The sequence below is a fragment of the Allobosea sp. LjRoot9 genome, from assembly GCF_964252745.1.
Taxonomy (GTDB): Bacteria; Pseudomonadota; Alphaproteobacteria; order Rhizobiales; family Beijerinckiaceae; genus Allobosea.
Genome location: NZ_CAXUPC020000014.1, coordinates 49,234 through 62,203 on the forward strand (window position 1 = coordinate 49,234; position 12,970 = coordinate 62,203).

The following is a 12,970-nucleotide window of genomic DNA, read 5'->3' on the forward strand; positions in this document are numbered from 1 at the left end:
CTCCTGCCTCTTTCAGCGAATCTCGACCTCGAAATGGCCGTGACGCAGCTCTCCATCCGCATAACGCACCCGCACCGCGAAGGAATCGCGGCCGCGATAATCGGGTGCCGAGGTGTATTCGAAGGCGAGCGAAGGGCCGACCTTGCCGTCGCAATGCCGGTAGGGGCCGGGTCCGTAGGTCGCCGCGCCCCTGCGGGGCAGCATCCTCACCTTGCCGTGTCGAGGCGGCTGCGTCAGCACGGCGGTCGGCCGCTTCACCGGGCGACAGCGTGCATCCATCGTCATATAGGTCTGCTGCATGACCGTCGGCTCGCCTGCTACGACCCGATCGGTGCCGTCCGCCTCGGACAGCCGCCCATCGCTGGAGGTGACGCAACCACCAAGCCCGCCGCAAAGCAGGAGGAGACCGCAAAACAGAAGGAGGCCTGGCCTCGCCATTCCGGGACCTCGCATGCTGTCTCCACTCGGCCTGCGCCAGCGCCACGGCGCGATATGCAGATGCCCTTCCGCTTGATCAGACCGGCGGCGTGCCATTGGCCGAGAGCACCTCACCCGCCAGATAGAGCGAGCCGCAGATCAGAATGCGCGGCGGGGCCGACCAGCTCCGGCTGGCGATTTCGTGCAATGCCTGCTCGACGGAGCCCGCGACCTCGGCCTTGAGCCCGGCCTCGCGCGCCAGGCTCGCCACCTCCTCGGCCGGGCGCGCCGCCAGCGTATTCTGAATCGGTACGGCGAACAGCGTCTGCGCCAACCCTTTGAAATGACTGAGCGTCGCCTTGGCGTCCTTGGTCGAGAGCAGGCCCGTGATCATCACCAGCGGGGCTGGATTGCGATCGGCGAGATCGGCCATCGCCTGGGCCAGAACACGCCCGCCATCGGGGTTGTGGCCGCCATCGAGCCAGAGTTCGGCGCGGGCGGGGATGAGCTCGGCGAGCTTGCCGCGCGCCAGCCGCTGCAGCCGCGCCGGCCAATCGGCCTCCAGCATGCCCTGCTCGAAGGCCCGCGCCGGCAGACCGCCATAGCCGGCGGCGCGCAGGGCGGCGATCGCCGTGCCGGCATTCACATGCTGGTGGCGCCCCACGAGGCGCGGCAAGGGCAGATCGAGCAGGCCGTCGCCGTCCTCATAGACAAGGCGGCCACCATCCTCATGGACGTTGAAATCCTGCGCGCCGATCAGGATGCGCGAGGCGCCGACGCGCTCGGCCGTGGCCTCCAGCACCGCCGTCGGCTCAAGCTCCTGCGGCGCGATCACCGCCGGGGCGCCGCGCTTGAAGATGCCGGCCTTCTCGGCCGCGATCTTGGTCACGGTGTCGCCCAGATATTCGGCATGGTCGAGCGAGACCGGCGTTACCACCGTGCAGGCGGGGTGGGCGATGACGTTGGTCGCATCGAAGCGGCCGCCCAGCCCGACTTCGAGCAGCACGACATCCGCCTTGTGCTCGGAAAACAGCAGCAAGGCCGCCGCGGCGGTGATCTCGAAGAAGGTGATGGCATCGCCGGCATTGATGCGCTCGCAGCGCTCCAGCGCCTCGACCAGCACGGCCTCGTCGACAAAGCGGCCGCCGCCCGGCGCACCGATGCGGATGCGCTCGTGGAAACGCACCAGATGCGGCGAGGTATAGACATGGACGCTGAGGCCGGCGGCCTCCAGAATCGCCCGCATGAAGGCGATGGTCGAGCCCTTGCCATTGGTGCCGGCGACATGGATCACCGGCGGCAGGCGCTTCTGCGGATCGCCGAGGCGCTCCAGCAAGGTCAGTATGCGCCCGAGCGAGAGGTCGATCAGCTTAGGGTGCAGCGCCATGAAGCGCGCGAGCAGCGTGTCGGACGACCCCATCTCGGTTCAGGGCCTCCCGCCCATGCGCGCCTTCAGACGGCTTCGGCGACCGGAAGCGGCGGCTTCACGACGCCATTCGGCACAGGCTGCTTCGTCAGCAGCCGCCCGAGCCGGGCCAGCGTCGCCGGAATCTCATGGCGGTGCACCACCATGTCGACCATGCCGTGGTCCTTGAGGTATTCGGCGCGCTGGAAGCCGTCCGGCAGCTTCTCGCGAATGGTCTGCTCGATCACGCGCGGACCGGCGAAGCCGATCAGCGCGCCGGGCTCGGCGATATGGATGTCGCCCAGCATCGCGTAGGACGCCGTCACGCCACCCGTGGTCGGGTTGGTCAGCACCACGAAATAGGGCAGCCCGGCATTGCGCAGCATGCGCACCGCCACGGTGGTGCGGGGCAATTGCATCAGCGAGAGGATGCCCTCCTGCATTCGGGCGCCTCCCGAGGCGGCGAAGACGACATAAGGCGTCTTCTTCTCGAGCGCGGTCTCGGCGCCCTTGATGAAGGCCTCGCCCGCCGCCATGCCGAGCGAGCCGCCCATGAAGTGGAAATCCTGCACGGCCAGCGTCATCGCCAGGCCCTGGACGCGGCCGTAACCGACCTTGAAGGCGTCGATCGCACCGGTTTTGGCGCGGGCGTCCTTCAGCCGGTCGATATAGCGCTTCTCGTCGCGGAACTTCAGCGGGTCGATCGCGACCTCGGGCAGGGCGACGTCGAGCCATTTGCCCTCGTCGAAGGTCAGGCGCAGCCGGTCGGTCGCGGTGACGCGCAGATGATGGTCGGAGCCGGGAATGACGAAGCCATTGGCCTCGACATCCTTGTGGAAGACCATCTGTCCGGAATCCGGGCATTTGATCCAGAGATTCTCCGGGCTCTCGCGCTTGAACAGCGTCTTGATCCGCGGCCGAACGACTTCGGAAATCCAGTTCATGGATTCGTCCTCAACTATACCTGCAGGGTCAGGCGGCAGCCCTGGCGACCGAGCGGACGCCGGCTGCGAGCTCGGAGACGAGCGAGGTGACAGCGGAAACCGTCTTTTCCGTGGCTTTGCCCTGAACATCCAACGAAAGCCTGATGCGCTCGACCAGCGACGAGCCGACGACGACGCCATCCGCACCCTTGGCGATCGCGGCCGCATCAGCCGCCGTCTTGACGCCGAAACCGACTGCCACTGGCAGATCGGTATGGCGCTTGATCCGGGCGACGGCTTCTCCGACCGCGTCGTAATTGGCGATAGTGCCGCCGGTGACGCCCGTCATCGAGACATAATAGACGAAGCCGGAGGTATTCTGCAGCACTTTCGGCAGGCGCTTGTCGTCCGTCGTCGGGGTGGCGAGGCGGACGAAGTTGATCCCCGCGGCCAGCGCCGGCAGGCAGAGCTCGGCATCCTCCTCGGGCGGCAGGTCGACCACGATCAAACCATCGACACCGGCCGCCTTCGCATCGCTCAGGAAGCGCTCGACGCCATAGACATAGATCGGGTTGTAGTAGCCCATCAGCACGATCGGCGTGTCATGTCCGGCCTTGCGGAAGGCCTCGACCATGGCGAGCGTCTTCTTCAGGGTCTGGCCGGCCTTGAGCGCGCGCTGCCCCGCGAGCTGGACTGGGATGCCATCGGCCATCGGATCGGTGAAGGGCACGCCGAGCTCGATGATGTCGGCGCCTGCGGCCGGCAAAGCGTGCAGGATCGCGCTGGCGGTGTCGAAATCGGGATCGCCCGCCGTGATGAAGGTCACCAGCGCGGCGCGGCCTTCGGCGGCACAGGCTTGGAAGCGGGTCTGGATGCGGGTTTGGCCGGTCGTTGTCATGGGCTTGCGGTTAGCATGCCCGGGGCCGGCTTGGCGAGAGGCATGCCGTCAAGCTCCGGTCTCTCCGGCGATCTCGGCGCCGCGCTCGGTCAGCAGCGCACGCAGCACCGAACGGTGGCAACGGTTCTCATGCTCGCAATAGCAACCGATCGAGAAGCGTCCGCTATGGGAGAGCGCGGCGAGCAGATCGAGCGTGCGACGTGGCGCGGGCTCATCCATTTCGGCGCGGAAGGCGCGGACGAAGCCATGCCATTCCGCCTCGCTCTCCGCGGTCAGCGCCGATTTCACCAGTTCGGGGCTGGGCGAAAGCTCCGGAAACCAGACATCGTACCAGTCATCGGCCGCATAGCGCTCCTTGCGGACGCCGCGCGGCGGCCGGCGCACGGTGCCTATCCGCGTGCCCTCATCGGGAAGGCGGGGCGTGCCGAGACGGACGATGTGCAGTGTCATGGGCCGGTAGATAACATGCGCCTCGGAAGCTTAGGAGCCCTGCCTGCGCGCTTCGCGAAAGCGGGCCAATGCGTTAACGTAGCGAGATCGCCACTTTGGAAGCCGGCATGGTTAAAACCGTTTCCGCCACGCAGGCCCGTCACGAGTTTTCCAAGCTGATGCAAATCGTCGAGGCCGGCGAAGAGGTCATCGTCACGTCACGCGGACGCCCGAGGGTCAAGATCGTCCGCGCCGACGATACGGACAGCGAAATAACGCGGCGGCAAAAGGCTTTTGATGCGCTGACGGAACGGCTCAGAAGCGGACCCATCCTGAACCTGCCTCGCGCAACCCGGGACGATATGTACGAGTGAGCTGCTGCTCGCGGCATGACCGTGATCAACCCGTTCGCCGAGCCGCCGCATCCGCTGCTCGCGGATGCATTGCGCCACCATCGTTGAGCCGACCGGCTACTTCTCGATGCGCCAGACGGTGCGTAGCGCGGCACTGACCGTGATCTCACCCGGCTCGACCTGGATCGGCGCGGCGCTCGCCGCCATGCGATAAGCCCGCACATCGCCCATCGGCCTGGCGGGAGGCTCGGCCTCGGCCTCGACGATCGAGACGAGGTCGCCCAGCTTCACGCCGAGCTTGGCGGCGTAGAGTTCCGCACGGGCCCGCGCGCTCTCGGCCGCCTTGGCGCGCGCAGCATCCTTGGCCTTGCCCTCATCGGCGAGGCCGAAGCTGATACCGGACATGTCGTTGGCGCCGGCAGCGACCAGCGCATCGATCAAGGGCCCGGCCTTGGCGATGTCGCGCAGGATCACCGTGATGCCGGTGCGCGCCTCATAACCGTCGATCCTGGGCGCCCGCGGTTGTGGCGAGGAGGACACCGAGGGTTGAGTCAGGCGCGGCGTCAGCGCGACCTGGGAGGTCGAGAGATCGGCAGAGGCGACACCCGCCGCCTTGACCGCCTCGACCAGCTTCGCCAGCGCCGGCGTGTTCTTGGCCAGGGCCTCCGCCGCGGTCTTGCCTTCGCTGATCACGCCGGCCTGGATCGTCGCGAGATCCGGCTTCACCCGGACTTCGCCTTCGGTGCGGATGACGACGCCTTCGGCGGGAGCTGCATCGCGGTTCTGGGCCTGCGCCTGGCCGGAAAGGGCCAGCATGGCCGCAAACAGGATGGTCTTCTTCATCATCTGTTCCTTCTCGGCAGTCAGGTGCAGCTCAGCGCGCCGCCAGAATCTCCGCCACTTGCGGAATATCCTTGTCGCCGCGGCCGGAGAGATTGACCACCATCAGATGGTCCTGCGGCTTCTTCGGGGCGAGATCGGCAACGCGGGCGAGCGCATGGGCCGATTCCAGCGCGGGAATGATGCCCTCCAGCTTCGAGATCAGCTGGAAAGCCTCCAGCGCCTCCTCGTCGGTGGCCGAGATGTATTTCGCCCGGCCGACATCATGCAGCCAGGAATGCTCGGGGCCGATGCCGGGATAGTCGAGCCCGGCCGAGATCGAATGCGCGTCCTTGATCTGGCCGTCCGCGTCCATCAGCAGATAGGTGCGGTTGCCGTGCAGCACGCCTGGCGCCCCGCCGGTCAAGGAGGCGGCGTGAAGGCCTGACGGAATGCCGTGGCCGGCCGCCTCGACGCCATAGATCTCGACGCTGGGGTCATCGAGGAACGGGTGGAACAGACCCATCGCATTCGAACCGCCGCCGATGCAGGCGATCAGCGAATCCGGCAGGCGGCCTTCCAGTTCCTGCATCTGCTCGCGCGTCTCCCTGCCGATGATCGACTGGAAATCGCGCACCATGGCGGGATAGGGATGCGGACCCGCAACCGTGCCGATGCAGTAGAAGGTGTTGGCGACATTGGTGACCCAGTCGCGCAGGGCCTCGTTCATCGCGTCCTTGAGCGTCTTGGTGCCGGATTCGACCGGGATGACGGTCGCGCCCAGCATCTGCATGCGAAAGACGTTGGGCGCTTGGCGTGCGACATCGACCGCGCCCATATAGACGATGCATTCCAGGCCATAGCGGGCGCAGAGCGTGGCGGTCGCGACGCCGTGCTGGCCGGCGCCGGTCTCGGCGATGATGCGCTTCTTGCCCATGCGCCGCGCCAAGAGGATCTGGCCGAGCACATTGTTGACCTTGTGCGAGCCGGTATGGTTCAGTTCCTCGCGCTTCAGATAGATTTTCGCGCCGCCAGACTGGCCCGCTGCAGCCGCCTTGTCGCGGAAATGCGCGGTCAGGCGCTCGGCATAATAGAGCGGCGAGGGCCGGCCGACATAATGCTTCAAACCATAGGCCGTCTCGGCATGATAAGCGGGGTCGGCCTTGGCCGCCTCATAGGCCTGTTCGAGCTCGAGGATCAACGGCATCAGCGTCTCGGCGACGAAGCGGCCGCCGAACATCCCGAAGCGGCCGTTCTCGTCGGGGCCGGAGCGGTAGGTGTTCGGGTTATGGGGCGCGTTCATGTCCGGCTTGCCTCTATGGTCTCAAATTCTGCGCACCGGCCCGCGCCGCCGCGATGAAATCCCTGATCCGGCCGGCATCCTTGACGCCCGGTGCGGTTTCGACGCCCGAGGAGACGTCGACCCCGGTGGGTCTCGTGATGCGGATCGCCTCGGCGACATTAGCCGGATCGAGCCCGCCCGATAACATGAAGCGCAAGCCGGGGTCGAGTTCGGCAAGCAAGGTCCAGTCGAAGGGCCGGCCATGACCGCCGGGATAAGCTGCGTCCTTGGGCGGCTTGGCGTCGAGCAGAATGCGGTCGGCGACGCCGCGATGGGCTTCGACCGCCGCAAGATCCTCAGTGCCCGCGATGCCGAGCGCCTTCATCACCGGCAGACCAGTCGCGGCCTTGAGGGCGCGCACCTGCTCCGGCGTTTCCCGGCCATGCAGCTGCAGCCAGTCCGGCTTCACCGCTTCAACCAGGCTCATGGCCTGCGTCTCGTCCCAATCGACGATCAGGGCGACGATCTCCGCCCGCCCCCGCGCCATGGCGGCCAGCGCTGTCGCCTGCTCGACCGTGACGAAGCGCGGGCTCTTGGGGTGAAAGTTGAGGCCGATCATGTCGGCGCCGGCTTCGAGCGCGACAGCCAGCGTCTCCGGCGTCGAGAGCCCGCAGATTTTCACAGCGAATTGGTCGTCATAGTGGTTCATCGGCCCGCTCTAGCATGATCCGGGGTGCCGCCGCACTTGCGACATGATCGCCCGTGAGAGCATCCTGCGTGGACGCAACGGAATGGGGCGGATCGATTGAGGATGGGGCGGCGCGGCTTTACGGCTCTGGCGGGGTTACTGGCGGTCTTTGGCGTCACGGCGTCCGTTTTCTACTTCGTCAGCCAGCCCAAGACATTGCGTCTGGCTGTCGGACCGCTGGGCTCGGAGGATGCGCGCATGGCGGCGGGCTTCGTCCAGGGGCTCAACCGCGAGAAATCGTCCCTTCGCTTCCGGCTCGTGTTGACCGAAGGCTCGGAGGAAAGCGCCAAGAAACTCGATGACGGCCTGGCCGATCTCGCGATCGTGCGCCCCGACATCGCGCTGCCCGCCCAGGGCGACACGGCCCTGATCACGCGCCGCTCCTTCCCCTTCATCATCACCACCAAGGCAAGCGGGATCGGGCGGATCGCCGATCTGCGCGGCCGCAGGATCGGCGTCGCGCGTAATCCAGCCGGGAATATAGTGCTGCTCCAGCGCGTCCTGGCCCAATACGAAGTCAGGCCCGGCGAGGTCGAGATCATCGGGCTGACGCCGGACGAGATCGTGCCCTTCGCCAGGGAAGGGCGCATCGACGCCTTCTTCTCGATCAATGCCGTCGGCTCGCTGGCGAATAATGACGGCATCAACCGCCTCCGCTCCGCCTGGGGCGAGGACCCGGCGCTAATCCCGATCCGCGAGGCCGAGGCGATCAAGGCGCGCTACCGCTCGATCGAGACCGGCGAGATCGTGCGCGGCGCGCTCGGCGGCGACCCGCCCCGCCCTTCCGAAAACCTGCCGACGATCTCCGTCACCTCGCGCCTGATGGCCTCGCAGAATCTCGACGACACTCTCGTCGGCCAGGTGGTCAAGGAACTGCTGGCGCTGCGATTGACGCTTGCAGCCGAGCTACCGTCGATCCAGGGGCTGGAGACGCCCTCCACGGACAAGGATGCCCCGCTCACGGTCCATTCCGGCGCCGCCGCCTTCATCGACGGCGAGCAGGAGACCTTCTTCGAGCGCTATGGCGACTGGTTCTATCTCGCCGTGATGGGTCTCTCCATGCTGGGCACCGGCGGCGCCGCCATTCTGGGCCAGGAAAGCGCGGCGCGCCGCCGCCGGGCGATGTCGGGGCTCGACGAATTGCTGGCGCTGCTGCCGGTGATCCGCATCTGTTCCAACGAGATCGAGCTGGCGCGGCTCGACCGCGAGGCCGACGAGATCCTGACGCGCGTGCTCAGCGATTTCGCCAAGGGCGATCTCGACGGATCCGGGCTCGCCGCCTACCGGCTGGTGATGGACCAGGTCGGGCGCGCGGTCGCGGAGCGGCGCCTGGCGCTGGTCGACGCATAGCGCGCCGCCCCGCCGTATCAGACCGGATATCGCCTTCCGCCCGATGCTGTAGGGCTTTGACCTTGCATCCGCTTGTCCCGAGCAACCGGCTCCCGCTTTTCGGCCGATGCCCAAGAGCCGGATGCAAAGGTTGCCCAAACGGCCTTCAGCGTTTATGTGCAGCGCAGCGAATTCCAGTTTCCTCATGAACGGGCTGCGCCGGCAGGGCTTTGACCTGGCCGGCTTGCGGTCTTGAAACAAGGCCCTTACCCGCATGTCCATGCGCAATATCGCCATTATCGCCCACGTCGACCACGGCAAAACCACGCTTGTCGACAAGTTGCTGCAGCAGTCGGGCACCTACCGCGACAACCAGCGCGTGATCGAGCGCGTGATGGACTCCAACGAGCTCGAGAAGGAGCGCGGCATCACCATCCTGGCCAAGGCGACCTCGGTCGTCTGGAAGGATACTCGCATCAACATCGTCGACACCCCCGGCCACGCCGATTTCGGCGGCGAGGTCGAGCGCATCCTGAACATGGTCGACTCGGCCATCGTTCTGGTCGATGCGGCCGAGGGTCCGATGCCGCAGACCAAGTTCGTGGTCTCCAAGGCTTTGAAGCTCGGCCTGCGACCGATCGTGGCGATCAACAAGGTCGACAAGCCCGACGCCCGCGTCACCGAAGTCATCAACGAGGTCTTCGACCTGTTCGCGGCGCTCGACGCCAGCGACGAGCAGCTCGACTTCCCGATCCTCTATGGTTCGGGCAAGCAGGGCTGGATGGCGCATGATCCCGCCGGCCCGCAGGATCAAGGTCTCGCCCCGATGTACGACCTCATCCTCAGCCATGTGCCGGAGCCGCGCATCGAGGAAGGCCCGTTCCGCATGCTCGGCACGCTGCTCGAAGCCAACCCCTATCTCGGCCGCATCATCACCGGCCGCGTCGTCTCGGGCTCGGCCAAGCCGAACCAGATGATCAAGGTGCTGTCGGGCGACGGCTCGCTGGTCGAAAGCGGCCGCATCACCAAGATCCTCGCCTTCCGTGGTCTCGAGCGCACGCCGATCGAGGAAGCCATTCCTGGCGATATCGTCTCCATTGCCGGCCTCGTGAAGGGCTCGGTCGCCGACACCTTCTGCGATCCCTCCGTCGAGACCGCGATCAAGGCGCAGCCGATCGATCCGCCGACCGTGTCGATGACCTTCATGGTCAATGATTCCCCGCTCGCCGGCACCGAGGGCGACAAGGTCACCACCCGCGTCATCCGCGACCGCCTGTTCAAGGAGGCCGAGGGCAATGTCGCGCTGAAGATCGAGGAAGCTGCCGACAAGGACAGCTACATCGTCTCCGGCCGCGGCGAATTGCAGCTCGCCATCCTGATCGAGCAGATGCGTCGCGAGGGTTTCGAGCTCGGCGTCTCGCGTCCGCGCGTCGTGCTGAAGCGTGACGAGGCCGGCCAGCTGCTGGAGCCGATCGAGGAGGTCATTATCGACGTCGACGAGGAGCATTCCGGCGTCGTCGTGCAGAAGATGTCGGAGCGCAAGGCCGACATGCTGGAAATGCGTCCCTCGGGCGGCAATCGCCTGCGGCTGGTGTTCCACGCCCCGACGCGCGGCCTGATCGGCTATCAGGGCGAGCTGCTGACCGACACGCGCGGCACCGCGATCATGAACCGGCTGTTCCATGACTACCTGCCCTATAAGGGCGAGATCGGCGGGCGCCGCAACGGCGTGCTGATCGCGATGGAGACCGGTGAGGCCGTGGCCTATGCGCTGTGGAACCTCGAGGATCGCGGCCCGATGATGATCGAGCCCGGCTGGAAGGTCTATCAGGGCATGATCGTCGGCGAGCACACCCGCGAGAACGATCTCGAAGTGAACGTGCTCAAGGGCAAGAAGCTCACCAACATCCGCACCACCTCGAAGGACGAGGCGGTGCGCCTGACGCCGCCGATCCGGATGACGCTGGAGCGTTCGCTGGCCTGGATCGACGATGACGAGCTCGTCGAGGTGACGCCGAAGTCGATCCGCCTGCGTAAGGGCGTGCTCGACCCCAACGAGCGCAAGCGCTCGCAGAAGCAGAAGCAGGAAGTGGCCTGAGCGGGCCGCTTCGAGAGACAAAGGGCGAGCCGCGAGGCTCGCCCTTTTTTTCGGTCCAGCCCTGACTGGTCAATGGCTCATCAGGATTGGCAGCGGGCAGTCCTTCAAGAGGGACTGCGTCACGCCGCCGAGCAGCCATTCGCGCAGTCGCGAATGCTTGTAGGCGCCGCAAACGATGAAATCGGCGCCGAATGCACCTGCCTCCTGCCTGATCGTGCCTGCGACATCCTGCTCCGAGAGCACCACGTTCTTGACTGTGACCGAAGCGCCATGGCGGGCCAGATGCGGCGCGAGGTCCGCACCCGCGATCAGGCTTGTCAGGTCTTTCTCACCGATGACCGACAGGATCTCGACCTCCTCCGCCGCAGACAGGAAGGGCATGGCGTCGGCCACGGCCCGGGCGGCAGACGCCCCGCCGTCCCATGCGATCAGGATCCGTTTTGCCGAGAAGTGCTCGCCGGTCTCTGGAACGATCAGCACGGGCCGGCCGCTTTCGAACAGCGCCGCCTCGATCAATCCGCGATCCCGCTGCACGGCATCCTTCTCCAGATCGAGAATGCTCAGGTCGTGGACGCGGGCATAGGCGAGCAGCCTGTCGGTCAGGCTCGAATAGACCAGCTGCGGGGTCTCGACCGTGCAAGTGACCCCGGCAAAATCGGCGTGACCCTTGGCATTGTCGGCAAACGCCTCGGCAAGCGCTGCGATCCGGCGATTTTCCGTGCCAATCAACCTGGCTCCGAACTGGCCGACGAGCGAGGCCGGTACAGCGTAGCGCATCGAGGCCACCTGGATGGTCAGGTGCGCCCTCGCCTGTTGCGATAGCGACACGGCGTAGGCCAGCGCCGTACTGTGCTCGCCCCGGCCTTCCTCGGTGAAAGCGACAAAGACGCTTTTGATCGACTTGAGCATGTCCGGGTCTCCGTCTTCATGTCCTAGGTTCCAAGTCTGACGCGAATGGCGCCGCCTGATCTTGCGCTGGATCAAGCCGCGCCCGGCGAATCGGTGGAAGACTGCCGGCTCGATACTGGACTGGGATGGGCCTCACCATGCTTCAGCGTATCTCGCTTCACCTCGCGAGGGCTGCGAGGGCGGACCGAGTTGGGGCATCGATTACGACGACGCCTCGCCCGAGGACGACGAAAGCGGCTTGGGGCTCGACCGTCATCGCTTTGCCATCGGCGAATAGGTTTCAATCCGTGAGCAGGACGGCAAATTCCAGCCCTACGAGGTCATTGCCATCCATGCGCTCGCAAAATCGTCGCTGCCGCCGCCCCAGACGAGATGATCCCGCCGGGACCCGTCGTCACATCCAGGAGATCACCACATGCCCCAGACGAGCCCAGCCGCTGACGCCCGGCGCTATGCGGGCATCATCGCCCCCGTTCATCTCGGTGCCGGCGCGGAGCGGACGCTCAGGCTGGCGAGTTCACTGGCGCAGAGGCTGTCCTGCCGGCTGATCGGTGTCGCTGCCAAGGACATCGAGCTGCCCTACTACGGTGACGGCACGGCCAAGGTGAATGCGCTGCTGGTGGACACCGCCCGCACGGTCGCGACGGAGGATCTGGCCAAGGCCGAGGCCCTGTTCCGGCGCGTCGTCGAGGGCAACGCCGCCGTGGAATGGCGTAGTGCCATCCAGGAGCCGCGCGGTTTTGCGCTGACGCAGGCCCGCGCCGCGGATCTCATGGTGCTTGCACGGCAAGGGCCTGCCGATGAGAGCCAGGGCCGGATGGGCATCGCGCCCGGTGATATCGTGATGAATCTCGGCCGCCCCGTGCTGGTGGTGCCGCCTGGTGTCGAGACCTTGTCGGCCAAGAGCATCGTCATCGCCTGGAAGGATACGCGCGAGGCGCGTCGCGCGCTCTGGGATGCGCTGCCGCTGCTCGGCCGCGCCGAAGTCGTCAAGTTGCTCGCGATCGGAGCCGATGCGGGAGAGCAGGGCACTCAAGATGTCTGCGACTATCTTGCACAGCACGGCGTCGCCGCGCGCGCCGTATTGCGGCCCGACAGCGTGAAATACATCGTCGATGAGATCATCGAGCTGGCGCAGGACGAGGGGGCCGACCTGATCGTCGCCGGCGCCTATGGTCACAGCCGCATGCACGAGTGGATTTTCGGCGGTGTAACGAATGACCTGCTCGAGACGACCCCCTTCTGCTGCCTGATGTCTCATTGAGAGGCCGGGCCGCCGGCCCTGCGCTGGGTGCAGCCCGAAAATGACGCGCAGCGCGGTTGTCGTGCCTCGCGGGCTCTGATCCTGTGTGGTCCTTCC

Annotated in this window: 13 protein-coding genes; 4 read left to right on the forward strand and 9 right to left on the reverse strand. The window is 66.2% G+C overall.

All coding sequences use genetic code 11. From position 1 onward, the window contains the following. Nucleotides 1-12: 12 nt before the first annotated feature. The 5 genes from ACSQ3P_RS30605 to ACSQ3P_RS30625 form a co-directional block, all read right to left on the reverse strand. Complete coding sequence (locus ACSQ3P_RS30605; RefSeq protein WP_436169189.1) at nt 13-438, reverse strand: hypothetical protein; 426 nt, start codon at nt 436-438, stop codon at nt 13-15. Between the two features lie 76 nt (nt 439-514). After that, entirely contained in the window at nt 515-1,837 is a 1,323-nt protein-coding gene (locus ACSQ3P_RS30610) for a bifunctional folylpolyglutamate synthase/dihydrofolate synthase (RefSeq protein ID WP_436169190.1), read from the reverse strand. Between the two features lie 32 nt (nt 1,838-1,869). Continuing rightward, the gene (gene accD / locus ACSQ3P_RS30615; protein WP_436169191.1) at nt 1,870-2,766 is read right to left on the reverse strand and encodes an acetyl-CoA carboxylase, carboxyltransferase subunit beta; all 897 of its coding nucleotides are present in this window, start codon (nt 2,764-2,766) and stop codon (nt 1,870-1,872) included. A 28-nt stretch (nt 2,767-2,794) separates the two neighbouring features. Beyond that, entirely contained in the window at nt 2,795-3,643 is an 849-nt protein-coding gene (trpA, locus tag ACSQ3P_RS30620; protein WP_436169192.1) for a tryptophan synthase subunit alpha, read from the reverse strand. 48 nt (nt 3,644-3,691) lie between these two features. Then, entirely contained in the window at nt 3,692-4,093 is a 402-nt protein-coding gene (locus ACSQ3P_RS30625; RefSeq protein WP_436169193.1) for a DUF488 domain-containing protein, read from the reverse strand. A 107-nt stretch (nt 4,094-4,200) separates the two neighbouring features. On the opposite strand from ACSQ3P_RS30625, the gene ACSQ3P_RS30630 reads away from it, so the two are divergent. Then, nucleotides 4,201-4,446: a type II toxin-antitoxin system Phd/YefM family antitoxin gene (locus ACSQ3P_RS30630; protein WP_436169194.1), complete on the forward strand. Its 246-nt coding sequence runs from the start codon at nt 4,201-4,203 to the stop codon at nt 4,444-4,446. Nucleotides 4,447-4,542: 96 nt separating this feature from the next. Here ACSQ3P_RS30630 and ACSQ3P_RS30635 read toward each other — a convergent pair whose 3' ends face one another. Genes ACSQ3P_RS30635 through ACSQ3P_RS30645 form a run of 3 tightly spaced genes read right to left on the reverse strand, consistent with a single transcriptional unit; the run spans nt 4,543 to nt 7,235 of the window. Continuing rightward, nucleotides 4,543-5,268 carry an SIMPL domain-containing protein gene (locus ACSQ3P_RS30635; RefSeq protein WP_436169195.1) on the reverse strand — a complete coding sequence of 242 codons (726 nt, stop codon included), beginning with the start codon at nt 5,266-5,268 and terminating at the stop codon, nt 4,543-4,545. A gap of 31 nt (nt 5,269-5,299) precedes the next feature. After that, complete coding sequence (gene trpB / locus ACSQ3P_RS30640; RefSeq protein WP_436169196.1) at nt 5,300-6,547, reverse strand: tryptophan synthase subunit beta; 1,248 nt, start codon at nt 6,545-6,547, stop codon at nt 5,300-5,302. A 13-nt stretch (nt 6,548-6,560) separates the two neighbouring features. Beyond that, the gene (locus ACSQ3P_RS30645; protein WP_436169197.1) at nt 6,561-7,235 is read right to left on the reverse strand and encodes a phosphoribosylanthranilate isomerase; all 675 of its coding nucleotides are present in this window, start codon (nt 7,233-7,235) and stop codon (nt 6,561-6,563) included. 102 nt (nt 7,236-7,337) lie between these two features. Here ACSQ3P_RS30645 and ACSQ3P_RS30650 point away from each other — a divergent pair, with 102 nt between their 5' ends. Both ACSQ3P_RS30650 and typA read left to right on the forward strand, forming a co-directional pair. Continuing rightward, entirely contained in the window at nt 7,338-8,624 is a 1,287-nt protein-coding gene (locus ACSQ3P_RS30650) for a TAXI family TRAP transporter solute-binding subunit (RefSeq protein ID WP_436169198.1), read from the forward strand. Between the two features lie 253 nt (nt 8,625-8,877). Beyond that, a complete protein-coding gene (gene typA, locus ACSQ3P_RS30655) occupies nt 8,878-10,701 on the forward strand; it encodes a translational GTPase TypA (protein ID WP_092173111.1) in 1,824 nt (607 codons plus the stop codon). Between the two features lie 69 nt (nt 10,702-10,770). Here typA and ACSQ3P_RS30660 read toward each other — a convergent pair whose 3' ends face one another. After that, a complete protein-coding gene (locus ACSQ3P_RS30660; protein ID WP_436169302.1) occupies nt 10,771-11,610 on the reverse strand; it encodes a universal stress protein in 840 nt (279 codons plus the stop codon). A gap of 415 nt (nt 11,611-12,025) precedes the next feature. On the opposite strand from ACSQ3P_RS30660, the gene ACSQ3P_RS30665 reads away from it, so the two are divergent. Beyond that, on the forward strand, nt 12,026-12,874 hold the full coding sequence (locus ACSQ3P_RS30665) for a universal stress protein (RefSeq protein WP_436169199.1): 849 nt from the start codon (nt 12,026-12,028) through the stop codon (nt 12,872-12,874). Nucleotides 12,875-12,970 lie beyond the last annotated feature (96 nt).

What these genes read in the sequence shown, in the direction of transcription:
- ACSQ3P_RS30605 (WP_436169189.1), bottom strand. Translation starts at nt 438, where the DNA reads ATGGCGAGGCCAGGCCTCCTTCTGTTTTGCGGTCTCCTCCTGCTTTGC.
- ACSQ3P_RS30610 (WP_436169190.1), bottom strand. Translation starts at nt 1,837, where the DNA reads ATGGGGTCGTCCGACACGCTGCTCGCGCGCTTCATGGCGCTGCACCCT.
- accD (WP_436169191.1), bottom strand. Translation starts at nt 2,766, where the DNA reads ATGAACTGGATTTCCGAAGTCGTTCGGCCGCGGATCAAGACGCTGTTC.
- trpA (WP_436169192.1), bottom strand. Translation starts at nt 3,643, where the DNA reads ATGACAACGACCGGCCAAACCCGCATCCAGACCCGCTTCCAAGCCTGT.
- ACSQ3P_RS30625 (WP_436169193.1), bottom strand. Translation starts at nt 4,093, where the DNA reads ATGACACTGCACATCGTCCGTCTCGGCACGCCCCGCCTTCCCGATGAG.
- ACSQ3P_RS30630 (WP_436169194.1), top strand. Translation starts at nt 4,201, where the DNA reads ATGGTTAAAACCGTTTCCGCCACGCAGGCCCGTCACGAGTTTTCCAAG.
- ACSQ3P_RS30635 (WP_436169195.1), bottom strand. Translation starts at nt 5,268, where the DNA reads ATGAAGAAGACCATCCTGTTTGCGGCCATGCTGGCCCTTTCCGGCCAG.
- trpB (WP_436169196.1), bottom strand. Translation starts at nt 6,547, where the DNA reads ATGAACGCGCCCCATAACCCGAACACCTACCGCTCCGGCCCCGACGAG.
- ACSQ3P_RS30645 (WP_436169197.1), bottom strand. Translation starts at nt 7,235, where the DNA reads ATGAACCACTATGACGACCAATTCGCTGTGAAAATCTGCGGGCTCTCG.
- ACSQ3P_RS30650 (WP_436169198.1), top strand. Translation starts at nt 7,338, where the DNA reads ATGGGGCGGCGCGGCTTTACGGCTCTGGCGGGGTTACTGGCGGTCTTT.
- typA (WP_092173111.1), top strand. Translation starts at nt 8,878, where the DNA reads ATGTCCATGCGCAATATCGCCATTATCGCCCACGTCGACCACGGCAAA.
- ACSQ3P_RS30660 (WP_436169302.1), bottom strand. Translation starts at nt 11,610, where the DNA reads ATGCTCAAGTCGATCAAAAGCGTCTTTGTCGCTTTCACCGAGGAAGGC.
- ACSQ3P_RS30665 (WP_436169199.1), top strand. Translation starts at nt 12,026, where the DNA reads ATGCCCCAGACGAGCCCAGCCGCTGACGCCCGGCGCTATGCGGGCATC.